Below are 20,376 nucleotides of genomic sequence, written 5' to 3'. Positions count from 1 at the left end.
GTTCACCCGGAATGGCCGAGCCCGCCCCATGCCACATAGGCGGGCTCGGCCGCAATTCTCAGTAGGCAAGCGGATAGGCATCGGCAAGCAGCTTATTCCAGAGCGAGCGGAAATTTGCGCCGGGGCATAGTGGCTTCTTTCCTCGGCCACGATCGCGTCACGATTACCTGAAGTCTCGCCAGCGGGCATCATGCGCGTCGGCTTGAACTGATAGCGGTGTTTGGCGGGATTAGCAGCCGGTAGCCGCTTCCATGGATCGGCGCGTCCTTGGGGATGAGCCGCTCAGGGTCAAGCGCTTATAGGACGAATTCATCCCTGGCGCCGGGCATGTAGAAAACCACCCTCCCGCCTCGGGGCCGGCGTGGTCAGATCGGTAGAGCACGAGCAGATATCGGCTCCAGACCAGGTGCGCCCATGGCGCGTCGATGATCCACGCGGCGCTGCTTTCCGCTTTCGAGGCGTCAAATTCGCCGTTGTGGTGCCGCCGGCCCGATTTCTTCGGCCGCTTTGTTCCCGAATCCACATCCGTACTGAACGTGTTCTCGTGCCGTTCCGTCAGCATTAGCTCTTAATCTTGCAGTGAAGTTTCCACTTTCAGCAGGCAGGCAACTGGTATGCAAATTCCGAGGCAATCCGCCCCCTGATTCCGAAATGATCTCGCCCCCCAATTCCGAGAAATAGTCGCCCCCTGATTCCGAGATGATGCCGCCCCCATCGGAAAGCATCTGGCGTGGGTGTTCTGCTGGTGTGAAGTTTCTTCCTTCGACGTGACGAGGAAGGAACGGGATGCCTGCGGAGAGACTGGAGATGCGGCGTGTCCGCGAGATATTGAGATATCGCTTCGAACAAGGACTTGGCCACAAGTCGATCGCGGTTCGGGTTGGAGCTGCGCCATCGACGGTGCGCGAGACGCTTCGGCGTGCGGCCATTGCGGAGCTATCGTGGCCGTTGGGTGACGACATCAGCGATGCAGTCCTGGAAGCGGCGCTTTACAAGGCAGCCGGGACGAAGACGGGTCATCGTCGGAGCCCTGAGCCGGACTGGACGCAGGTCCACCGCGAGCTGAAGCGCAAGCATATGACGCTGCAGATCCTTTGGGACGAATACATCAGCCGTTATCCGGAGGGCTATCGTTACAGTCGCTTCTGTGACCTCTACCGCGGCTGGGCGATGAAGTTGCCTGTGACGATGCGGCAGGATCACGCGGCCGGCGACAAGCTGTTCGTCGACTACGCCGGCGACACGGTCACGGTTGTCGTTGATCGGCTGTCCGGCAAGACACGGCAGGCGCACCTGTTCGTGGCGGTTCTGGGAGCATCCAGCCTTTCATATGCGCAGGCACGTTGGAGCGAGACGCTTCCCGACTGGATTGAATGCCATATCCTGGCGCTGGAGTTCTTTGGCGGTGCGCCAGCCTTGCTGGTTCCCGACAATGCCAAGGTAGCGATCATCAAGGCCTGCCACTTCGATCCCCAGGTCAACCGGACGTATTGCGGGATGGCGGCCCATTATGGCAGCGCCGTCTTGCCGACGCGGCCGCGACGCCCGCGGGACAAGGCGAAAGTGGAAGCTGCGGTTCGTATCGTCGAACGTTGGCTGTTGGGCCGGCTGCGCCATCGCATCTTCTATAGTTTGGCCGAGGTCAATGCGGCGATTGGCCAATTGCTCCATGATCTCAATGATAAGCGCGTTCTGCGCCGTGTCGGCGCCACGCGCCGCCAATTGTTCGAGGAGCTTGATCGTCCGGCTTTGCGACCGCTGCCTGTCGAACGTTATGTCTTTGCCGAATGGCGTATCCGGCGCGCCGGGCTGGATTATCACGTCGAGATCGAGCGGCACTATTATTCCGTTCCCTATCGCTTTGCCCGCGAGCAGGTCGAGGCTCGTATCACCGCCAATACGATCGAGATCTTCCACAAGGGCGAGCGAATTGCCGCTCACCGGCGCTCCAGCGGCAACGGCAAGCACACGACGATCCCCGATCATATGCCCTCTGCGCATCGCCGCTTTGCCGACTGGACGATTGAACGGATTCAACGCGAAGCCTCTGCGATGGGGCCGGATGTTGCGCTGTTGTGCGAGCGCATTCTTGCCGACAGGCCTCATCCCGAGCAGGGCTTTCGAGCTTGCCTCGGCATCATCCGCCTCAACAAGAGCTTCGGCCGCGACAGGGTCAATGCCGCTTGCGGCCGTGCGTTGGAGATTGGCGCACGAACCTATGGCTCGGTGCGATCCATCCTCGACAATCACCTTGACCGGACGGCTGCCTCAAATGGAGCGGCGCCGCATGAACCGATCCATCACGCCAACATCCGCGGACCTCGCTATTACCACTAAGGAGAACGAAAGATGCTTGCCCATCCAACACTGGATAAATTGAATGCCATGGGCCTGGCCGGCATGGCAAAGGCCTTTGGCGAACTTGTTGCCAACGGCGAAGCCGAACATCTCTCGCACGCCGAATGGCTCGGACTGCTGCTCGAACGGGAGTGGAGCTCCCGTTACGATCGGAAGCTTGCGGCACGCCTCAGGTTTGCCAAGCTTCGCCACCAGGCCACCCCAGAAGATGTCGACTATCGCGCCGACCGCGGCCTCGACCGTGCTCTCTTCATGAAGCTGCTCGGTGGCGACTGGATCAACGCCCATGACAATCTGGCCATTTGCGGACCCTCGGGTGTCGGAAAGAGTTGGTTGGCTTGCGCTCTCGGCCACAAGGCTTGCCGAGACGATCGCTCAGTTCTCTATCAGCGTGTCCCAAGGCTGTTTGCCCAGCTTGCGCTCGCGCGTGGTGATGGCCGCTACGCCCGCCTGCAACGAACCTTGGGCCATGTTCAGCTCCTGATACTGGATGATTGGGGGCTCGAGCCGCTCAACGAACAGGCCCGCCACGACCTGCTGGAAATCCTCGAAGATCGCTATGGACGCAAATCAACGATCATTACCAGCCAACTTCCCGTGTCCGCATGGCACGGCGTCATTGGCGACCCAACCTACGCCGATGCCATACTCGACAGGTTGGTCCACAATGCCCACCGCATCGAATTGAGCGGCGATAGTCTGCGCCGAAATCTACCGCGCAAAGCTTGACACCTCGCCTGAATGAACTGACAACAATCATCGCCTGCAGACCCCACTAAACAGGGGGCGAGATCATCCCGGAAACCGGGGGCGCAATCATCTCGGAACAAAGGGGCGGCTTCATCGGAATCGGCAACTGGTAAGCCGCGTGGCTCCATAACCACGAAAGACCGGGTTCAATTCGCGGGCCTGCTGCCTCACATGAAATAACAGTAATGTTGGACAAAAGCCTTCAATCAAGGTGGCCAGCCGCGAGTGGCGTATTGTACAAGGCGATTGGAAGGCAGCATTCAGCCAGCCGCCTCCCATGTAACTAGTCCCGGCACCCCTCGAAAAAGCGAACCGAACGGTGCTACTCCCACAGAAACAGGTCACCATGTGCTACCGCGTCGTGGAATACGATTTAGCCCTACGAGTATGCCCGGCAAGGGCACCACATCCGCAAACCCACCATGAATTTTTCGGGTTGATTCACCGATTAAAAAATGAAGCGCGACATAAAAACATGAATAAGCAAAAATCACCGAGGAAGCTTTCAGAAATCGCCTGTGCCTGCCTGTTGTCGGGCAGCTTGCTGGCAGGGCCGGCGCATGCTGTCACGCCGGACGATCACTCGATCCTGAGCGCTTTTTGGACCCCCGCGAATCTGATCAAGGAATATTTCGATTGGCGCGGCTGGGCTGGCTGGGGCTCGGTTGGCGCGACCAATATGCTCATTACGGCGGGAACCGGAGAGAGCGACGGCGACTTTACCAAGGTTGTGGTCACCAATCTTTGCGGCGCTTTCGCCGCCGGCTTTGTAGCCGCGTGGAAGCCGGCCGACGGGCCTGGAGCTGCGTCGCACATCAAGGCAATCGTCAAGTCCGGGAGCGTGGCCGCCGCCGCCAGCGCCTGCGGATGGGCGACGCAGGCGACTCTCAAAAAGACCGATTCCGAAATGTCTGCTGCGCACAATGCCATCGACAAGGCGAAAAGGACCGATAAGCCGAACTACGACGAAATCGTCGACGACAAGACAAAAGTAAATAACGCATTTCTGGCCATGGAGAAGAATTACCGCGATATCGCGCGCGCCTTGAACGATGCGGCGTATTGGTTGAGCGAATGGCGCAGAAACGGCTGCTCGACCCGCACGCAGTCCACACTCTGCGACGAACTCTGGGATAGCAGGGCCCGTGCGCAAGCGGCCGCTGAGAAGAAGCTGGTTACCTTCAACGATGACGGCAGGGATATGTCCGCCTACGCCAAGGAACTGGCTGCCGACGTGAAATCTTGAATTGCATTTGCCCGTTCGAATCTTCGGCCGGCCCATTGAAAGCAGTGGGCTGGCGTCAAAATCCAAGGATAAAAAAATGCCGATCTACGACTCAAAGGCAACAGGCAAAAAGAAATTGCTGCGCGTCCTTCTCGTATCGCTTACAGCTTTGGCGGTCCAGTCGGATGGAATTGCAGCAATGGCCGAGGTGTTGCCACAGATTTCCCAGCAGCAATCTCCTGCGATCCCGAATCAAATCCTCATATCCAACAATGAGGAGTTGGCTGCCGACCCTCAAGCTCCCGTTCGATTTGATCTGTTGGATCCGGCGCAATATGCATTGCAGGCCAAGGATTACGGGGGGCATCCCGCCTACGGCGCAGCGATTCTGGCGCGGGGATGCGCCGACTATTTCGAATCTCGGAGCCATCACGACCAGGATCTGGCCGATGCCGCAAAACTGGAAAAAAGCGGCGACAGGAACTTCGAAGATCTTGTCGCCGCCACCGCTTTCAAGATTCGCACGATGGAGGTGCAGTGCAGCGGTGTCACCGCGGAAGACATCCGCAATTCCGGCGATTTGCTGCGCGAAGCCGCGGCTGCGGGGGATGTCAATGCCAAGGGCATTGTCCTGTTCGAGGATTTCCGCGCCCTAGATGCCGCCCGGGCCGAAGCCAAGCTTGCCAACAAGGCCTTCGACGTCGATCCCGCCGTTTACAAGGATTGGCTGAGCGAAGCGGTGCATCTGACTGAACAGGGAAATCTGAGAGGCGCCCAGCTTGCCGCCTTGCTGACCGGCCTCAGCGCCTACGGGCAAAAAGACATGACTACATCGGCCATGTGGTCCATGGTCGCCCAACAATCCAATGGGGAGGCATTCGATTCCGGCAAATTCTCTTTCGAGACGGAGCCATACAACGAACTGAGCGGTGCAGAAAGAGCCGCAGCCACCGAGCGCGCAAAGACTGTTTTCGACAGCTGCTGCAACCAGCCTTCGGCGCAAGCCCAGGAGAAGCCTGACAAAGTGATCGCCGCACCGGAGCGCGAGGAAATCGGACAACTTCCGGCCCGCTGAATCTCGGAGGGCAGGCCGTTAAGCCTGCCCTCCTGTCTTGGCAGCCGTCTTTTTCAAGGCTGCCTTTCGGCCGGCCCCGCCGGATGGGGCCGGCCTTGGCACTGCGCTTCTTTGTCGCCGCAGTGCCGGACATGTCGCCGACCGGTGCTGTCATTTGATTTTGGCTTAACGGTTTGACGATAGTAGGTGGCGCAGGGTCGAAGCATGCGCCACCTACAGGAACCATCGCTTCCCGATCGAAATCGTTGCTCATGCCGTCTGGCTTTATTACCGGTTCGGGCTGAGCCTTTATCCGGTTAGCTCTGGTCGGACGACCAACGTCGTTCGCGGCGCGTATCAAACGTGCAACGACATTGGTAGTCAGCATTGGCGGACGAGCTCTTCTCAGCGCAGGTTTTCGGCCACGGTCCGGTAGCATGCATCAGACGATCCGACATCGAGCTTACTAATCAGTTCCCACTTCTTGCGGTTGTAGTCAAAGAACTCAACGAAGCACTTATTGGCTTTATAGTCGAGCCACTGCGCTGCTAGAAGGCGGCTTCCTATCTCGAAGTGAAGCTGCATGTACATATTTTCCTCACCGCCGCGCGGGAAATTGGCTGGTCTTCCGCTGTTATTGTCCCCGACAATTGCAAAGGTACACCCAGTTCCGCATCCAATCTGGATCACAGAGAAATGCCCCGCAAAGTTGGGGCCTTCGCGCATGCCGTTGCGGATTCGGGTGCGGAACGAGTTGAACTTTCGGTCTCTCCCGCGGAAATCTGGAAGCTTAGTTCGGCCGGTGAAACGCTCCGTCACCGCATATCGCGCGGGGCGTGGGAAATCTGCCTTCGATGCAAGGCTCCCATTCGCGAAGCTCGATCCCGTGATATCGCATTTATGCCAGTCCGTCTGATATGCGGCCTGGCCTTCGCCCGCGTAGCACCAGCCGACGGCCTTCAACTTCGCTGCAATCACTTCTCGATATGTACAGGCCGCCTGTGTCCTTTCGGTGTTGTCGACGGTCCCGCGGCAAACAGCATTCTGATCGTACCACTGAGATAGGACGCGGACCGGAGCCACAGCATCCTTGTCCACATCCAGCACTTCACCGCTCTCGGAAGCAATCTTCTGTGTTGAGGGGTCCCACGAGATCAGGAAACGCGCCGAGCCGGATGATACTCCGTACCCGACATCACGCCTCGCGTACCAGTCGACGATCCCTGCAACAACGCAGTAGGCGGCGCATGAGACCGTAGCGGTGCCCGGCTTGACGTTGTAGGCCCGGACCGGCCAGCGCATGACGAACTTCACCTTCTCGTCGACAACATAAATCCGCGACCTTGGTTTCCCGTAGAAGCTCACTGTCTCGTTATATGCCCGATCCATAAACACGAGCGCCTCCGCATTTCCCAGCGACCACGCCTGGTAATAGGCAGAGACAAACGCTAGGGCCCTGTCTTCATTTGTGAGGGGCCTTTCTTCTTCCTCGTGAGCGGTGGTTTCGTCCGAGGGTGTCATTGTGGTGTCAGGTAGTGTTTCGGGAACGGCGTTTTGTAGCCCCGCCGTCACATTGTATTCGTCCATTTCGGCTGCTGTCAGGTACCGCATATCGTTGGGTGCCACCGACAGGCTGAGTTGCAGGAGCTTCGGGTCGACGCCCATCTCAAGCAGATACGTCATTATCTGCGCGGTCATCTGCTGTACCGCAGCGACTGCTGTATGGCCATCCAGAACAGCGTTCGCCGAGAATGACGATTGGTGCACGCCGATGGAGCCGGGTTCAGCATGTCGGATAACGGCGCCCACGAACGCTAACGCACAGGCGGAAACGCACTGCGTGGCACGCGGCTGAAAACTGGAGAGACCCAGCGACCGAATAACCCGACCATAGGCGATAGCGGAGACGACATTTCCGCCATCGCTGTCGAAGGTGATAACCTTTGCTCCTGTGGCGGAAACCTCTCGGGCTAGCGCCTGTGGATCGTCCGCGAGGGCGAACGCCCCCTTGAGGAGAATGACGACACCGCGATCGGTATCGATGCGCTGAAGGATAATCTCCGCCCGCGCAGACAAGGTGAGCCACACGCATGCGACCAATGCCAGCAAAACGATACGCAACACAGTCACTTTCGCCCCCATACGCCAGACGAACATGTTATCAAGTCGCAGCGCAAGTGCAATCTGAACGATCATCAACAAACGGAGCAACGATGCGAACGGCATGCTGCTTCGACCTGAAGTGTCGGACGACGATACAGCCGCCGCAGTCTCGTCGGTCGAACGCGAGGGCAAAGGGGACCCACTGAGAGCGCAGTAGCTCAATCGCGAGGCCGTAGCCTTGAGGAGATGCGGATGCCCGAATACCTAGCCGAGCACTTCGATACCGGCCCAGACAACCTCAAGAGCATGCGAGCCTTCATCAATGAAAAGGCGGCCGCGGGGTATGCGCTCCACCAGGTAATCGAGCGCAGCCCGTGTCAGTGGGTGTTGATCTTCAGGCGCAATTCGGCGGGCTGCTAGCTCACTTGGGCGCGAACCCTTGTTCCGCCATACAGGCGTTAAACGAGCTGTTTGCTGCGATTGCACCGGCAATCCAGAGCCTTCCGGCGATGACCTGCGTTTGAGCGGCTCGCCCGTTGCAGATGGCCTTCGCACGTTCGAAACGCGACTCGTAAGAGCTGGTCTTGACCTCGCGCCACTCGCTTGATGATGAACTGTTGCAGCCTGCCAGCACGGCTCCAAGCAAAATGAACGATAGCTTCCGCACCGTTCGCATCACAGCATGTAACTGTCGATCACCGGTATTTTGCCTTCCAGCGCTTTGCGCTTCGCCTGAGTAAGCGCGAACTGCCTGCCATCAAGATCCCGACCACGGATCATCTCTAAAGCAGTGCGGGTGATCCTGAATCTACCGCAGGTAGGGCAGGTGATCTCGGCGAAGTCCCCCAATCTCGGCAACGCCTCTTGCGCCGGCTCGTTGAGACGGGGCAGTCGCCATTTGTCCACTTCATGATGTCCTCCCTTTTGCATCAGTCGCACTGACTGCTTAGTGCGAAAGGTTCGCCTTATATTACGCCTTGGTGGCGCATGTCCCTCAGCAGGCAAACGGGCCTCGCGCTCTACCTTGAGCTGAGGCCCGTATACAGTATCCGACAAGCTACCCGCGTTCAATCCGGCGTCAATGACGTCTGCACTACCCAAGAGCCGCTTCCGCCGTCACGATTGACGAGACGGGCACCCGTGACGTCGTATCTGAAACCGCCACTGCCTACGCCGTTGGTGTCCAAAACGCTTGCCCGTGGACCAAAACTAGCGACCAAAAATATGTCATTCCGGTCGACCAAACCTGGATCATTGGTTTCACTTCGGGTACTAACAAGGATGTACCAGGCGGGGGTAATCCTTTCATCATCAAGAATATTGGTGGTACCCACGGGATAACCGTTAGTAGCCGCCGGTTTGGAGCTGAATAATGCCAGCAAATTTGTATTTTCATCGCTGGTATCTTCAACGCTGGTATTTTTAAGGCGAATCCGATCACCACTGTTAACGACTTGTCTAAGTTTCTGATCGCCGCCCGGCAATATTTTCCATAGCGTGAACTTGTTGGGGTCCGTATAGGCGCCAACAGTGCTCACAGCACCAGGTACGTTCGACGGCCCGCCAGTACCGAGATAGCCGCCCTTCAACTGTCCTCCGTATGAGTTGGCTATCCTCAACGTATCGCCGTACCTTAGATAACTATCTGCCATTTTTACGCTCCAGTTAGCGATGTGACGATCGAAGCGATCGCACCATCAGAGATTTAATAAGCCAATCCCAAATTGCCTGAACCGAGAAGTGAGTATGGAAGCCTGCTGCCGTTAGGCGACGGCTCGGGCCTTCTGCTATCGTCAAAAGTTCGACCTTTTCGACCTAGGTCCACCACTCAGAGCATTAGGTAAGCATTGGTCGAATAAGCATGGGCAAACTACAACCTTTCGTCGCTCCTATACAACTATGAGTTTTTTGGGGTTTCGCGCGGCACTCGCACGGCCGTTAGATTTTTAATCACGGCTCCTGGGCGGATATCTTTGAAAACACTTCGAGTTTGAGCGCGGTCGGAGCCTCTGGGCGGTGTTTTAGGGGTTCGCAAATTTATTGCTGCACTCGCGTGGGCATTCACGCCCAGGCCTGAGCTTTGCCAACCTTCTGAGGTTCTGCGCGCTGGCTGCGAGCAAGAGTTCATCTTGTCGCTTGGCAGATAAATGGGTTCTTCCTCAATTTCTGTATTTCTGTGGTCAATACGGCCTCTCATTGATCAAGACCTATTTGCCCATTCTCTGCCCGATGGACATGATGCGCCGAGGCTGACTTTGGAGCTTGCGGCGGGCGTCGCAGCAATGAGCGACGATGTCCTGGTAGATTTTGCGATGCGGTTTGAGAGCCAGTTCCGTGCTGGTGATCGTTCAAACGTGATGGCAGACCGGGAGCCTTGCCATTGATCAGCCCTTCGGGGCCATGCGCATTGAAGCGCATGGCCCGGTCAATCTTAACGCCGCGCACCCGCGTCGCCTAACTCCTAAATTACGCACGTATTACCCTCCGAAGTACCACCGGCCTCTCTGCACCCTTCCACGAAGTTCTGGTGTTCTGCCTCACGGCCCAACTCACAGACTTTGTCCTCAGGCGCGCACACGACTTGCGTGAAACCGTAGACGGCGCCGGCGCTTGCGGTCGGACCCTGAGCAGTCGTCGCCAGGACCAGCGCGGTCCCAGCAAGTATTGTGCGCAGCCAGCAAGACCGAAATTGCGGCGATGCCGCGAGACCTGCGTGGGTCTTGTCTGATGATCTTTTCATTGGAGTTTCCCTGTTTCGTGAGGTGTTTGCGTATGGTCTGCGTCGCTCGCGACGCCGTGATCGGGCACATTGGAATTTCATGACGTTTGCCACTTCAATCGCTCCCGTCTGCTGTCCGGATAACAAACCTTCTAGCAATCCCCGTTGACAGCAACCTGAACGCTGCCGCGACTCACTTAGCTCCATAGCTTCCTCCGTTCGGTTCAATGCTTGACGATGCGAGTGCGCAAAAGCGCCTCGCTTGGGTTCACTGGATCGTTGCTGAAATCGGGGGGATCGTGGTCGGGCTGATGGTGGCGCTTCGCGCGCGCGGCTCCGAGTCTAGAGCTACAAGATTCTTGCTTATTATGGACTCTGGATTCTGGAGTCATGCTGCGAGCATTGCTTGTGCCGAATTCCGCTTTATTTTCAGCAGTTTTCGACCACCGAGCCGCCGACATCTTTTTTCCCTTTTTGCTCCACTTTTCTTCACGTACCATTTTCCGGGAGTAGATCGTGCCCCTCGAATTGACGCTAAAAACGCCCGCTTTTTGCAGTTCGGCCAGCAGCTTTTCGACCCGCCTCGGCGTGCCGTTTGTCAGCGTGGCGAGCGTCTGTGCATCGACCTTCTGGCGACCTAGCTTGAGATGACCGCGAGGCTTAGCGGCATCCATGAGGCAAAGCATGTCCACCCAGAGGCCGCGCGCGGCATAGCTGCATGTGCGCAAGGCGGGGTCTCCGAGCCAGTCGGACGGATAGAAGCGCATCCACCGTTCCGCCGTCATGCTGCCGCCTCGGCAAATAGGAGGCGGAGTTTTTGCGAGCAGGTCGCGGCCCATCTGGCGATGCATGCGGCCTCGGCCTCGTCCTCGTTGCCGGCCGCGATCCGAAGCGCCTTGCAATAGGCCCTCGCTTGCGCCTTGGCGTCGGCGCGCGACAGCTTGCCGCCGCCCTTGCCATAGATCGCGGCGCGCCATGTGGCCGGCGGGACCGACTCATGCGGAATGCGGTAGCTGATTGCCTCGCCCCGGATGATGCCTTGGATTTCCGGCAAGAGCAGCTGATCGGCGTTGACGGTCCAGATGGCGGGATCGTCGCCGCCGAGCCCGAGCAGATCGGGGTTAGGCTTCTTGGGATAGGCCGAGATGCGCCGCCGGGCGCGCTCCCACACGATGAAATCGGGGCGGCGATCTTTCGGCCCGACCAACCGCTTGAACTGGCGCGCGAACAGTTCGCATTTTTCCTCGGGATCGCCCGCGTCCTTGCACGAAAACGAGCCGCAGCGCATGTCTCGCTCGTCACCGGGGTATTCGTAGAGCGCGAACCCGGTGCGTGTTATGGACTGGTCGAGGCCGAGGATCAGCATTATCAGGCCGCCCGCAACTCGCCGTATTCTTCCAAAGCGTCGGCGTGTGCCAGCTTGCGCGCGGCCTCAGACCGAAGCCGGTTGACGTTAAAGGCAATGTCGTCGCGATTCAGACATTCGAGTTTCACATATTCGGGGTCATCCTTGGATGAGCGCGCCGTTGGATAGCGGGCCTGTAGATCGGGGAAAAGATCATGCGCCTCCCCATCATCTTCCGGCTCGAAGCGCTTTCGGCAGAATTCCCGCGCGATCTGGCGTAGCTCCAAGTGGCAACCGAGATAGACCAGAGGCGGCGCCTCCCGATCCGGGTCAAGCTCGGTCATTGCCTCGGTCGCCAGCCACGACGGGCTCACGCGGGCTTCATCTTTCCGCCGCTCATACACGGCGGACAGAATTTCGCGCAGCCTCGCGGCCTCCGATGTTCCCTTGTTCGGCATTTGACGCCTCCAATTGGTTGAGCCATTCACAGACGCGCGGTACCAGCCGGCGCATATCTGCCCGCATGTGATCCGCCATTTCCGCCCAAACGCGGTCGGGATCGTCGGCCAGAATTCCGTTCCGTTCGAAGTCCTTCATGCGGCCCCAAAGCCATAGGGCGGCGCTGTCCATGGGCTTCGATCGCTTTTCAGCAATCTTCGCGATGATGCTGTTCGCGGTCGGCACGCCCGGCTCGGCGAGTGCCGCCTCGAATTCCTCTTTGGGAACCGCAGCGAGCTTTTGCCAGCGCTCGTCCTGATCTTTTGAAATCCCGAGTTCGGCGCGGCGCTCCGCATTGGTCGAAACCTTCCCGGCTTGGTCGGGAGGGTTTTTTGCAGGTCGCCCGCCCCTGCTTTTTTCCTCTTGGCGCCGCAGCTCGCCGGCCTTGCGCTCGGCCCGGAGCCGGATTTCACACGCGCGGCGTTCCGCTTCGATGTTTTTCGCTTGCCGGGAATAGACCTCCAACGCCAGCGCCTTGTCCCGGATATCCTTGACCTCATCGATTTGGTAGGCCTCATCGATGGCCCGGCACATGGCATCGTATCGGGCGAGTTCCGCAGTCATTGCGCCGCCTCCACGTAACTTTTTGCGATTTCATTTGAGGGGCGGCCGATGAAGTGCGGGCCGCCAGAATGCCGGCGGTCGAAGCGGTGCCACGCACAGGAATCCTTGGCTTGGTGCTTCGTGTCAGGTATCCACTTGAGCCGGCCGACAGAGACGATGTGGGAGCAATAATCGAGGTAGGGCGCCGCTTGCTTGGTGTGCGCCCAATCGGCATCAAACAGGAGCCATGTCGGCAGGATATCGGAAAAGCGCTCAATCATCGGATGGAGCGCCGCCCGCGTCCACGGCGGGTTCGTCACGACGGCGTCGGCGCCTTGGAAAGTGTTTGGATCGCAGGTCAGGGCGTCGAAGCCGTCGCGCAGATCGCGGGCAAAAGCGCAAAGGAAGCCAAAGCGGCATAGATGCGCAACCAGATTGCCGGCGCCCGCGCACGGTTCGACAAAGGTCACGATCCCCTCGGCGCGAAGATGCGGGAGCACTGGCGTGACCCCCTTCAAGGGCGTGGCGTAATCGTCCGCCTTGCGCCGGGGGAAGTCGGAACGCTTACCCATGGCGCGGCGCCCGAGGCTGATAGCCGATCAGCTGATGATAGGGGCACCATTTCTCGCCCTTGCGGGTGCCGGCGCCGCAAAATAGATGCTGATCCGGGGCGGCCCCATGGGGGCTCGCCGGCCAATGGCAATCGCCGCGCTTCAACTCGGCTAGCGGCACAAGCCGCATGGGTGGCGGCGGCAGCTGGAGGACCGGCGCCGGGTTCTCTTTCCCGGTCGAGCGCGCGCCTTTCTTCACCGGCCACCTCCTCGGGCTTGCGGCTTTGGGCGGGCGCTTCATCAGCGTCCTTAATCGGTCATTGCGGAAAATCCGGCCGATGGCCGCGCCTCGGGAAATCCCCATCGCTTGGCCGATCTTTGCGGCCGACCAGCCCTTTTTGAGCATCTCGGCCACCTTGTCCCGGTCGGCCTCTTTCCAGATTACTTTCTCGGGTTGCATGGCGGCGGCCCCCCTATTCGGCGGCTTCGGCCGGATCGGCCTCGTGGTCGTCCTCGGGATCGTTCTCGCCATCATCAGCGGCGGCCAGATCGGCGGCCTTCTGCACGCGATCGGCCTGCTTCTTTTCCATGGCGGACTGTAGGTTAGCGGCCATTTCCGCCTGCGCCTCTTTCCAGCCCTTCGCCCATGCCCGGCCCTGTGCCGAATTCTCGTCATAGGGGTTGGTGTCGGCGTTGACGGCTTCATATCCAGCCCTTTCGCCCTCCCGCCATGCGCGATCGACGGCCCGCTCGCGGTCGAAGTCGAATTCTGATTGAGCGCCGATCGGAAGTGCGAAGTAGCCGCCGATCTCGGCGCGCCGCTTCTGCTCATTGACGATGACGGAAGGGTCCTCGATCTGGGCGCAGCGGAGGCCGAAATCGATGTCGGCGAGGACGATGCCGTCCGCCTTGGCCTGCTTGCGAAGCTTTAGGCGCTCGGCGTTCTCGGCTTTGCATATCTCGGTTTGTTTCAGGATGGCGCCGAAGTGGTGCATGTAGAGGGCCTTTTGCTCGGCTGGCGTAAGGTCCTTGGAATTATCGCCGATGGTGGCGGGCATTGGGGGCCTCCTCTTGGGTTAGGGGCGGCCACCGCGTCGCGAGGGCGCCGTGGAGGGAAGGAAAGCCCCACGGCGGGAGAGTGGGGGCGCGGTGGCCTTTCCCGCCGGCCGGGGCATGGTCGGCGGACACATCAGGCGGCTATTCCGCCGCCTCCTTATTCGCTGGCGCCGGGCCGAATACGTCGGGGCGCAGAATGTGGCAGGAAATGCCGGTTTCCCTTTCGACGCGCAGCACGTGCTTTGCCGGGATGATTTTCCAGGCATGGACCAGCTGGCGCGAAACGCCGAGCCGTTGGGCAAGGAACTTCGCCCCGCCTGCGCGCGTTTTGGCGGCCTCACATGCAATGGCGCGAGGATCAGTGGATAAATTTTCTTTGCTCACGTTCATGCTACAAATGTAAACAACATTTTCACGAGGGATCAAGACATTTTGAGAATTTCACGGTGACAAGTTAAGCTGGCGTGTGGCATGGTTGAACCTAGGTGGGGGAAATGCACCTGTGACGAGTGCGAAAAGGAAAGTAGGGAGCCGCGCTGAACTAGCGGCGGGAAAAAAAAGGGAGGCTGAGAAGCATGCAGAGCTTATCCAGCTTGGCAAACGCATCAGATTTCTCAGGAAAGAAATTCTCGGATATCACCGACAATCTGATTTCGCTGAACGCCTTGGGGTGACCCGAGGCGCCGTAGGAAATTGGGAGATCGGCGTCGGGATGAAGCGCGATCACCTGATGATGATCGCCAAGGAATTCAACATTTCGTGGGTCTGGCTTGCCGAGGGGAAAGGCACCCCGATCGCAAAGCCGAGCATCGATGCGAAGCTGGAACTGCTGCCGCCGGAGGAATACGAAACGCTCTATGAGCACTTTCAGACCATGATTGACAACCGGCTGCGAGCATTAGGACGGAAGGAGCCAGGGGGCGACAAGGACTCGGGTCTTGACTTGCCCGAGGTGACTAAAGCGGGGGAATATTCAAAGCGGCGGAAACCAACTTTATGAGAGGATTCATGCGGTTATGGGTAGACTCTTGGTATCGTCAGCAATTGATTCAGAGGATGGACTTCCCCCGGCCCTGACAAATTTTCACGTCGTTGCTGTGGGCGATCATTTCGTCGCCCACCTGCAAACGGAGGACGGCCGGCGAATGGCCGTTTTGATCCGATCGTTTGACGACGCCGCTTGGCTCCAGCATGAGGCCAGCCAAGCCCTCGCAGCGATGATCTCCAGCGTTCGAAATGCCCCCTACCCGGCCCGGCAATTCGCCGAGGTGATCCGGCGCGCCGCGCGCCCGGACGTGCAGAGGAGCCATGTCCGGTTCAACCCGGCCGCCGAGCAATTCAATTACCACCTTCATTTCCCACGGCGCGCGCCGATCTCGATGACGCTGACCGACGCCGATATCGACATTATGCGCGCCAAGCAGCAGGCCGCCCGGTCCATCGCGCGAGCCGATCGATAATACACCTTTGGATATCTTGACGCCGCCCGATGCCGCCAGAAGCGCTTCGGGGGCGATTCTCCGCGCAGGTCTCGTTCGACCTTAGCCAGCGAAGAGATTCCTCCCATTTTGCAAATATCATTTACACGCCTCTTGCGGGTATGTGCAATTATTGTTTTCATAAAGATCTCCATCAAAGGGAGGACTTCGTGCAAAACGATTGGGATAAATGGCAGGCCGCGCTCGCCGATCCGAGCAAGATTGGCACCGGAAAACTCACCATTCATCCAGGCGAGCCTTGGACCGGCTATTTCCGAGTCCGCCGCAAGGACGGCGATTGGGAGCCGGTGCAGTTTTGGCGGGGCGCTGACGGCGATTGGTACGCGACGCGATCCGGCCGCCCCGTCGATCGCGAGCAGATCGAGGATTTGTTTCTGTGGGCGGTCAAGCAGCCTATCAGCGAGGAAGCGTTTGACCGCGCCAAGGCCGGCAACGGATGGGCCGACGAGCCCGAGCGGCCAGCGGCCGGCTTTGGCCACAACAGCGGCGCCGGGGCTGATGAATACGAGGCTCTGCGGATCGAATGGGTCGGCGAAAGGGAACAGGCCCTCGCCTTCCTGAAAAAACCGATTGCCAGCAAGGAGGAAGCCGACAAGGCGGCCATATGGGCGCGGCGGCTCAAAGATATCGCCAATCGGGCCGACAAGCTGCACGCCGATGAAAAGGCGCCGGTTCTCGTCAAGGCCCGGAAGATCGACTCCAAATGGCGCGAATTGCGCGAGGAGCCCGAGGGGCTGCAGAAGCTCCTGAAACGCCATCAGCTTGCGTGGCTCCAAGAGCAGGACCGGATTGAAAAGGAGCGCGTGCGGGCCGCCGCCGCCGAAGCCGAGCGCTTGCGCCGCGAGGCCGAGGAAACGTTGAGCAAGGCAAAGACGCCCGAGGCCGAGCGCGAGGCCGGCGAAAAGCTGGCCGCCGCGAAAGAGGCCGAACGCGAGGCGGAATACAGGCGCCCGCAAGCCGGGCGGACTGGCGCGAAGACATCGCTGCGCACCCGCCGCGTCGGCCGGATCGTGGATAACGACACCTTCCTCGCCTCGATCAAGGACAGCCAAGAAATCAAGGACGCCGCCGATAAGGCCTGCGCGCGCTTGGCGAAAGCCAACGTCGCGGTGCCTGGAATGGAGATTGTCGAGGAAAGGACAGTCGTATGAACCAGCTTGCAAAAGCGCCACGCCGGTCGGTGCTGATCGATATGGCCGGGCAATTCGGCATGGAGGCCGATGCCTTCGAAATGACGGTGCGGGCGCAATGCTCGCCGACGCCAAAAAAGGGCGAGCAATTCCGGCCGCTGACCCGCGAGGAATTTGCCGCGTTCCTACTGGTCGCCAAGAAATACGACCTTAACCCGCTGACGCGCGAGATTTTCGCCTATCCGAAGCGCGGCGGCGGCGTCGTGCCGATCGTCTCGATTGACGGGTGGATCAACCTCGTCAATTCGCATCCGGCTTGCGATGGCTTTGAATTCACGTGGGAGCGCGATGCCAACGGCGATCCGATTTCTTGTACGTGCATCATGCATCGCAAGGACCGAAGCCACCCGACCGCCGTCACCGAATACCTCGCCGAGTGCTGGCGCGACACCGATCCATGGAAAATGAAGAACCGCATGTTGCGCCACAAGGCGCTGATGCAATGCGCCCGCTATGCCTTCGGCTTTGCCGGCATCTACGACGAGGACGAGGGCCGGCGGATCGCCGAAGACCAGAACATTGCCCTATTGCCGCCAGCGCCGCGCGCGCCGCGCATAGGTCAGCAGAGCCCTGCTGGTGAAAAAATCCAGACGGCGCAGGGTGACGCGACGGAGGTCGAGTCAGGGACCGGGCAGCCGCCGGTAGACTCGGCCTCCCCCCTTGATGACGAGCCCGACCCCGATCGCGAGGAAATGGGCGGCGTCGATGCCGACGCAATCCCCGACGCGGAATTCTTTGACGAACTGCGCGACCGGCTGGCCGAGGCGAAAGACGCCGCGAGCGTGGAGGAAGTCTGGACCGAGCTTGACCCCATGGCGCGGTTCGAAGGCTCCGACCTTGATCAAGAGATTTGCCAGAAGATCAAAGCGCGCCGCCTGCGCGAGATGGAAAAGGAGGATCCGAAATGAGACCGACGTTCGACAATGCCGCCCTGATCGATTGGTTGGCCGCGCAGGACCCGGAGCAATATTATGATTACATCAGCTGCCGCGAGTGCTTGCTGGCGCAATATCTCCGCTGCCGTGGCTTCCCCCATGCGTTCGTCGACTCCGAACGGGCGCATCTGCGCCGCTATGGGCTGGACGCGCGCGATTTGCCGCCCGGCTGGAACCGAGTAGCGCAGCCCAAGCCATGGACGTTCGGCGCCGCCCTCGTCCGCGCAAGGGAGGTGCTGAAAAAATGAGCCGGCGCGAATTCAAGCATATGCCCTCCCGCATCGCCCGGTTGCCTCGCGACAAGCGAGGCTTCCCCATCCCGAAGTTTGTCGGCGTCGTGGACAAGAAAGGCGAACCGGATTTTCGCCTCGTCAGCCACGACCACATGGCCGCAAGCGTCAGGCGGAACCTTTGCTGGATTTGCGGCGATGTCATGGGCACCCGCAAGGCGTTCGCCCTCGGCCCGATGTGCTGCATAAACCGGGTATCTTCCGAGCCACCATCGCATTACGACTGCGCGGTCTTTGCCGCCAAGGCATGCCCCTTTCTTTCCAATCCCAACGCCAAGCGCCGCGAGCGCGATCTGCCCGAGGCCCGCGAGGTCGCCGGGATCATGATCGAGCGCAATCCCGGCGTGACCGCGATTTGGGTCACGCGCTTCTATAGCCTGATGCAGGTTTCAAACGGCGTCCTGTTCTTCGTCGGCGAGCCGGAAGGGCTCGAATTCTATGCAGGCGGACGCGCCGCGACCCGCGCCGAAATCGAGGCGTCCATCGCCTCGGGCATTCCCCATCTGGAGGAGGTCGCCAAGCGCGACGGGCGCGGGGCGATGTCGGAACTCAAGCGCATGCGGAAACGCTTTGACGCCCTGCTGGCCGATCGGGTGCCAGCATGACGAAGGACGAGGAGCAATTGTGGCGTGCCGAGCAATACCAGCGCCTCGCCGCCCTCAATTACGAAAAGGCGCTGGAAAGCGACCGCGATGCCGACCGCCTGATCTACCAGAGGATGGGCGCGACCTATTCGCGGTTCTCACGGCGATTGATGGGAATAGAGCAATGAAGAACGATATCCCCCCGCTCCGACTGACAGTCGGCCCCGGCAAGCTTACGCCGGCCGATGCCTTTTCCGCCGAAAGGCTCGAGTCGTACCGGCATGGCACGACGATGTTCGTCCAGCCGATCACCGATCCGCAAAGCAAGAAGCGCCGCAAATTTTGGGCGATCCTCGGACTCGTTATCAGGAATTGCAACACGCCCTGGCGCACCGTTAAAGACGCCGCGAACGCGATAAAGCGGACGTTCGGGCTGATGGACGACGGCGGCAAGGCCGGCAACGTGCGGATCATGTACCCGCGCAGCCTGAATGATCTGACCGAGCCCGAATTTGAGGAATTCTACGAAGACGCCATGCTGTATTTGCAGCGCGTGACTGGCATCGATCCCGAGACGCTTTCCAATGAGTCGCCCGATCCCGGCGACGATGAACCGCCGGCCTCATCCTCAAGCGAGGCCGACGCAGGCAGCGGCGGTGGCGAATCCCCCAATCCCGAAGGCAACCCCGCCGCCACTGCCACCCCGCATCGGGACGAATGCATCGCGAAGTTTCTGCAATTCGCGACCGATGAGGAAACCTCGGCGCAGTGGAAGCTCGAAAACCTCGCCCCGACCGTCAAGGCGGCGTGGGTGCAACAGTTGCCCGACGATATCCCCTTTGTTGAGGCGTGCTGCCGAACGGCGGAACAGCTAATTCGGGGCGATATCAAAGGCCCGGAGGCGACCCGCTATCTCCATGCGCTGGCCGCCAAGCCAAAGGAGAACGGCAATGGTCGTCACGAAGGAAGAGGCAAAGGAAATCTGCGATCAGGTCAATCTGATCGTTGACGCGATTAAGCCGCACTTGGCCGGCCACCCGCCGGAGGTCCAGAGCGTCGTGCTTGCCGATCTGGTCGCCACCTTCATTGCCGGATGGTCGCCGGGCATGCGCAAGAAGATGCTCGACGCCCTTATCAAGAACGTCGGCGATCTGATCCACGTCAACGAGATGATCCTTTTCGGCCCAGAGGGGCACCCGGATAGGGAGATGACACGCCAATGATCAGCTACCGCGAAAAAGCAAATTGCGCCGCCCGCGAGGTCAAGCAGCGGCGGTGGGTCTATTCCCGGCTCGTCGCCGAGGGCCGCATGCGGCAGCAATCCGCCGAGCATGAAATCGAGGTTATGCAGGCAATCGCGGACGACTATTCGCGGTGGGCCGATGAGGAGGAATTGCAGACGAGGTTGCCGCTATGACCGCCCCGAAATCCGACACGATCTATTACCCGCCGCGCGGCCTAAGCCGGGAAGAGGCCGCGCGCTATATCGGCGTCGGCCTGACAAAGTTTGACGAGATGGTAAGGGACCGCCGGATGCCGAAAGCCCGCGCGATCGATGGCCGGCGGGTATGGGATCGCGTGGAATTGGACATCGCTTTCAGCGAATTGCCTCATCAAGAGCGCGGCAATTATTTTGATCGCGCTTTTTCATAGGAGAGTGCGCACCCTGCGTTGCA

General features: G+C 59.7%; 27 protein-coding genes. 16 read left to right on the top strand and 11 right to left on the bottom strand.

Features of this window, described 5'->3' with window-relative positions; all coding sequences use genetic code 11:
• Positions 1-807: 807 nt before the first annotated feature.
• From istA to JOH52_RS09425, 4 genes are all read left to right on the top strand, one after another.
• Complete coding sequence (gene istA, locus JOH52_RS09440; protein WP_014531024.1) at positions 808-2,337, top strand: IS21 family transposase; 1,530 nt, start codon at positions 808-810, stop codon at positions 2,335-2,337.
• Between the two features lie 12 nt (positions 2,338-2,349).
• Positions 2,350-3,087 carry an IS21-like element helper ATPase IstB gene (gene istB, locus JOH52_RS09435; RefSeq protein WP_012477343.1) on the top strand — a complete coding sequence of 246 codons (738 nt, stop codon included), beginning with the start codon at positions 2,350-2,352 and terminating at the stop codon, positions 3,085-3,087.
• Between the two features lie 367 nt (positions 3,088-3,454).
• Entirely contained in the window at positions 3,455-4,354 is a 900-nt protein-coding gene (locus tag JOH52_RS09430; RefSeq protein ID WP_234836122.1) for a hypothetical protein, read from the top strand.
• Positions 4,355-4,430: 76 nt separating this feature from the next.
• Positions 4,431-5,408, top strand: a complete 978-nt coding sequence (locus JOH52_RS09425) for a hypothetical protein (RefSeq protein ID WP_017274727.1) — start codon at positions 4,431-4,433, stop codon at positions 5,406-5,408.
• A 384-nt stretch (positions 5,409-5,792) separates the two neighbouring features.
• Here the strand turns inward: JOH52_RS09425 and JOH52_RS09420 are convergent, their stop codons facing one another.
• The gene (locus tag JOH52_RS09420) at positions 5,793-7,613 is read right to left on the bottom strand and encodes a COG3904 family protein (RefSeq protein ID WP_014529278.1); all 1,821 of its coding nucleotides are present in this window, start codon (positions 7,611-7,613) and stop codon (positions 5,793-5,795) included.
• A gap of 129 nt (positions 7,614-7,742) precedes the next feature.
• Between JOH52_RS09420 and JOH52_RS09415 the strand changes: the two genes are divergently transcribed.
• Entirely contained in the window at positions 7,743-7,910 is a 168-nt protein-coding gene (locus JOH52_RS09415; RefSeq protein WP_017266952.1) for a hypothetical protein, read from the top strand.
• Between the two features lie 255 nt (positions 7,911-8,165).
• On the opposite strand, the gene JOH52_RS09410 is transcribed toward JOH52_RS09415, so the two are convergent.
• From JOH52_RS09410 to JOH52_RS09365, 10 genes are all read right to left on the bottom strand, one after another.
• Positions 8,166-8,396 (bottom strand): hypothetical protein, encoded by a 231-nt coding sequence (locus JOH52_RS09410; RefSeq protein WP_017266954.1) that lies wholly within the window; start codon positions 8,394-8,396, stop codon positions 8,166-8,168.
• A gap of 161 nt (positions 8,397-8,557) precedes the next feature.
• Entirely contained in the window at positions 8,558-9,142 is a 585-nt protein-coding gene (locus JOH52_RS09405) for a hypothetical protein (RefSeq protein WP_014529276.1), read from the bottom strand.
• Positions 9,143-10,433: 1,291 nt separating this feature from the next.
• Positions 10,434-10,994: a hypothetical protein gene (locus JOH52_RS09400; RefSeq protein WP_141333550.1), complete on the bottom strand. Its 561-nt coding sequence runs from the start codon at positions 10,992-10,994 to the stop codon at positions 10,434-10,436.
• On the bottom strand, positions 10,991-11,575 hold the full coding sequence (locus JOH52_RS09395; RefSeq protein ID WP_014529274.1) for a RuvC family protein: 585 nt from the start codon (positions 11,573-11,575) through the stop codon (positions 10,991-10,993). Before JOH52_RS09395 ends, JOH52_RS09400 begins: the two co-directional genes overlap by 4 nt.
• 2 nt (positions 11,576-11,577) lie before the next feature.
• Positions 11,578-12,012: a hypothetical protein gene (locus JOH52_RS09390; RefSeq protein WP_234834451.1), complete on the bottom strand. Its 435-nt coding sequence runs from the start codon at positions 12,010-12,012 to the stop codon at positions 11,578-11,580.
• On the bottom strand, positions 11,951-12,616 hold the full coding sequence (locus JOH52_RS09385; protein WP_017266237.1) for a hypothetical protein: 666 nt from the start codon (positions 12,614-12,616) through the stop codon (positions 11,951-11,953). Before JOH52_RS09385 ends, JOH52_RS09390 begins: the two co-directional genes overlap by 62 nt.
• Positions 12,613-13,065 (bottom strand): hypothetical protein, encoded by a 453-nt coding sequence (locus JOH52_RS09380; protein ID WP_231234198.1) that lies wholly within the window; start codon positions 13,063-13,065, stop codon positions 12,613-12,615. Before JOH52_RS09380 ends, JOH52_RS09385 begins: the two co-directional genes overlap by 4 nt.
• 94 nt (positions 13,066-13,159) lie before the next feature.
• Positions 13,160-13,606: a GcrA family cell cycle regulator gene (locus JOH52_RS09375; RefSeq protein WP_024310777.1), complete on the bottom strand. Its 447-nt coding sequence runs from the start codon at positions 13,604-13,606 to the stop codon at positions 13,160-13,162.
• A gap of 13 nt (positions 13,607-13,619) precedes the next feature.
• Positions 13,620-14,204 carry a ribosome modulation factor gene (locus tag JOH52_RS09370; RefSeq protein WP_127650822.1) on the bottom strand — a complete coding sequence of 195 codons (585 nt, stop codon included), beginning with the start codon at positions 14,202-14,204 and terminating at the stop codon, positions 13,620-13,622.
• Between the two features lie 139 nt (positions 14,205-14,343).
• Complete coding sequence (locus JOH52_RS09365; RefSeq protein ID WP_127650824.1) at positions 14,344-14,592, bottom strand: transcriptional regulator; 249 nt, start codon at positions 14,590-14,592, stop codon at positions 14,344-14,346.
• Between the two features lie 112 nt (positions 14,593-14,704).
• Here JOH52_RS09365 and JOH52_RS09360 point away from each other — a divergent pair, with 112 nt between their 5' ends.
• The 11 genes from JOH52_RS09360 to JOH52_RS09310 all read left to right on the top strand — a co-directional run bounded on the left by JOH52_RS09360 (position 14,705) and on the right by JOH52_RS09310 (position 20,353).
• Positions 14,705-15,202, top strand: coding sequence for a helix-turn-helix domain-containing protein (locus JOH52_RS09360; RefSeq protein WP_017275135.1), 498 nt, complete (start codon positions 14,705-14,707; stop codon positions 15,200-15,202).
• 145 nt (positions 15,203-15,347) lie between these two features.
• Positions 15,348-15,662, top strand: a complete 315-nt coding sequence (locus JOH52_RS09355) for a hypothetical protein (protein WP_017275134.1) — start codon at positions 15,348-15,350, stop codon at positions 15,660-15,662.
• 188 nt (positions 15,663-15,850) lie between these two features.
• Positions 15,851-16,852: a hypothetical protein gene (locus tag JOH52_RS09350; protein WP_127650826.1), complete on the top strand. Its 1,002-nt coding sequence runs from the start codon at positions 15,851-15,853 to the stop codon at positions 16,850-16,852.
• Positions 16,849-17,799 carry a RecT family recombinase gene (locus JOH52_RS09345; RefSeq protein ID WP_017273020.1) on the top strand — a complete coding sequence of 317 codons (951 nt, stop codon included), beginning with the start codon at positions 16,849-16,851 and terminating at the stop codon, positions 17,797-17,799. Before JOH52_RS09350 ends, JOH52_RS09345 begins: the two co-directional genes overlap by 4 nt.
• The gene (locus JOH52_RS09340) at positions 17,796-18,074 is read left to right on the top strand and encodes a hypothetical protein (protein ID WP_017266848.1); all 279 of its coding nucleotides are present in this window, start codon (positions 17,796-17,798) and stop codon (positions 18,072-18,074) included. Before JOH52_RS09345 ends, JOH52_RS09340 begins: the two co-directional genes overlap by 4 nt.
• The gene (locus tag JOH52_RS09335) at positions 18,071-18,721 is read left to right on the top strand and encodes a hypothetical protein (RefSeq protein WP_017266849.1); all 651 of its coding nucleotides are present in this window, start codon (positions 18,071-18,073) and stop codon (positions 18,719-18,721) included. Before JOH52_RS09340 ends, JOH52_RS09335 begins: the two co-directional genes overlap by 4 nt.
• Entirely contained in the window at positions 18,718-18,888 is a 171-nt protein-coding gene (locus JOH52_RS09330) for a hypothetical protein (protein WP_017266570.1), read from the top strand. The genes JOH52_RS09335 and JOH52_RS09330 overlap by 4 nt, the downstream gene beginning before the upstream one ends.
• Complete coding sequence (locus JOH52_RS09325) at positions 18,885-19,709, top strand: hypothetical protein (protein ID WP_141333356.1); 825 nt, start codon at positions 18,885-18,887, stop codon at positions 19,707-19,709. The genes JOH52_RS09330 and JOH52_RS09325 overlap by 4 nt, the downstream gene beginning before the upstream one ends.
• Positions 19,651-19,923 carry a hypothetical protein gene (locus JOH52_RS09320; RefSeq protein ID WP_017273599.1) on the top strand — a complete coding sequence of 91 codons (273 nt, stop codon included), beginning with the start codon at positions 19,651-19,653 and terminating at the stop codon, positions 19,921-19,923. The genes JOH52_RS09325 and JOH52_RS09320 overlap by 59 nt, the downstream gene beginning before the upstream one ends.
• Positions 19,920-20,117 (top strand): hypothetical protein, encoded by a 198-nt coding sequence (locus tag JOH52_RS09315; protein WP_017265551.1) that lies wholly within the window; start codon positions 19,920-19,922, stop codon positions 20,115-20,117. The genes JOH52_RS09320 and JOH52_RS09315 overlap by 4 nt, the downstream gene beginning before the upstream one ends.
• On the top strand, positions 20,114-20,353 hold the full coding sequence (locus JOH52_RS09310) for a helix-turn-helix transcriptional regulator (protein ID WP_017265552.1): 240 nt from the start codon (positions 20,114-20,116) through the stop codon (positions 20,351-20,353). The genes JOH52_RS09315 and JOH52_RS09310 overlap by 4 nt, the downstream gene beginning before the upstream one ends.
• Positions 20,354-20,376 lie beyond the last annotated feature (23 nt).

The sequence above is a fragment of the Sinorhizobium meliloti genome, from assembly GCF_017876815.1.
Lineage (GTDB): Bacteria > Pseudomonadota > Alphaproteobacteria > Rhizobiales > Rhizobiaceae > Sinorhizobium > Sinorhizobium meliloti.
This window is presented reverse-complemented; position numbering and strand designations above follow the sequence as displayed.

What these genes read in the sequence shown, in the direction of transcription:
- JOH52_RS09335 (WP_017266849.1), top strand. Translation starts at nt 18,071, where the DNA reads ATGAGCCGGCGCGAATTCAAGCATATGCCCTCCCGCATCGCCCGGTTG.
- JOH52_RS09400 (WP_141333550.1), bottom strand. Translation starts at nt 10,994, where the DNA reads ATGACGGCGGAACGGTGGATGCGCTTCTATCCGTCCGACTGGCTCGGA.
- JOH52_RS09390 (WP_234834451.1), bottom strand. Translation starts at nt 12,012, where the DNA reads ATGCCGAACAAGGGAACATCGGAGGCCGCGAGGCTGCGCGAAATTCTG.
- JOH52_RS09325 (WP_141333356.1), top strand. Translation starts at nt 18,885, where the DNA reads ATGAAGAACGATATCCCCCCGCTCCGACTGACAGTCGGCCCCGGCAAG.
- JOH52_RS09430 (WP_234836122.1), top strand. Translation starts at nt 3,455, where the DNA reads ATGTGCTACCGCGTCGTGGAATACGATTTAGCCCTACGAGTATGCCCG.
- istA (WP_014531024.1), top strand. Translation starts at nt 808, where the DNA reads ATGCGGCGTGTCCGCGAGATATTGAGATATCGCTTCGAACAAGGACTT.
- JOH52_RS09370 (WP_127650822.1), bottom strand. Translation starts at nt 14,204, where the DNA reads ATGCCCGCCACCATCGGCGATAATTCCAAGGACCTTACGCCAGCCGAG.
- JOH52_RS09330 (WP_017266570.1), top strand. Translation starts at nt 18,718, where the DNA reads ATGACGAAGGACGAGGAGCAATTGTGGCGTGCCGAGCAATACCAGCGC.
- JOH52_RS09310 (WP_017265552.1), top strand. Translation starts at nt 20,114, where the DNA reads ATGACCGCCCCGAAATCCGACACGATCTATTACCCGCCGCGCGGCCTA.
- JOH52_RS09415 (WP_017266952.1), top strand. Translation starts at nt 7,743, where the DNA reads ATGCCCGAATACCTAGCCGAGCACTTCGATACCGGCCCAGACAACCTC.
- JOH52_RS09320 (WP_017273599.1), top strand. Translation starts at nt 19,651, where the DNA reads ATGGTCGTCACGAAGGAAGAGGCAAAGGAAATCTGCGATCAGGTCAAT.
- istB (WP_012477343.1), top strand. Translation starts at nt 2,350, where the DNA reads ATGCTTGCCCATCCAACACTGGATAAATTGAATGCCATGGGCCTGGCC.
- JOH52_RS09315 (WP_017265551.1), top strand. Translation starts at nt 19,920, where the DNA reads ATGATCAGCTACCGCGAAAAAGCAAATTGCGCCGCCCGCGAGGTCAAG.
- JOH52_RS09355 (WP_017275134.1), top strand. Translation starts at nt 15,348, where the DNA reads ATGGCCGTTTTGATCCGATCGTTTGACGACGCCGCTTGGCTCCAGCAT.
- JOH52_RS09395 (WP_014529274.1), bottom strand. Translation starts at nt 11,575, where the DNA reads ATGCTGATCCTCGGCCTCGACCAGTCCATAACACGCACCGGGTTCGCG.
- JOH52_RS09340 (WP_017266848.1), top strand. Translation starts at nt 17,796, where the DNA reads ATGAGACCGACGTTCGACAATGCCGCCCTGATCGATTGGTTGGCCGCG.
- JOH52_RS09405 (WP_014529276.1), bottom strand. Translation starts at nt 9,142, where the DNA reads ATGGCAGATAGTTATCTAAGGTACGGCGATACGTTGAGGATAGCCAAC.
- JOH52_RS09385 (WP_017266237.1), bottom strand. Translation starts at nt 12,616, where the DNA reads ATGACTGCGGAACTCGCCCGATACGATGCCATGTGCCGGGCCATCGAT.
- JOH52_RS09420 (WP_014529278.1), bottom strand. Translation starts at nt 7,613, where the DNA reads ATGCCGTTCGCATCGTTGCTCCGTTTGTTGATGATCGTTCAGATTGCA.
- JOH52_RS09365 (WP_127650824.1), bottom strand. Translation starts at nt 14,592, where the DNA reads ATGAACGTGAGCAAAGAAAATTTATCCACTGATCCTCGCGCCATTGCA.
- JOH52_RS09375 (WP_024310777.1), bottom strand. Translation starts at nt 13,606, where the DNA reads ATGCAACCCGAGAAAGTAATCTGGAAAGAGGCCGACCGGGACAAGGTG.
- JOH52_RS09425 (WP_017274727.1), top strand. Translation starts at nt 4,431, where the DNA reads ATGCCGATCTACGACTCAAAGGCAACAGGCAAAAAGAAATTGCTGCGC.
- JOH52_RS09345 (WP_017273020.1), top strand. Translation starts at nt 16,849, where the DNA reads ATGAACCAGCTTGCAAAAGCGCCACGCCGGTCGGTGCTGATCGATATG.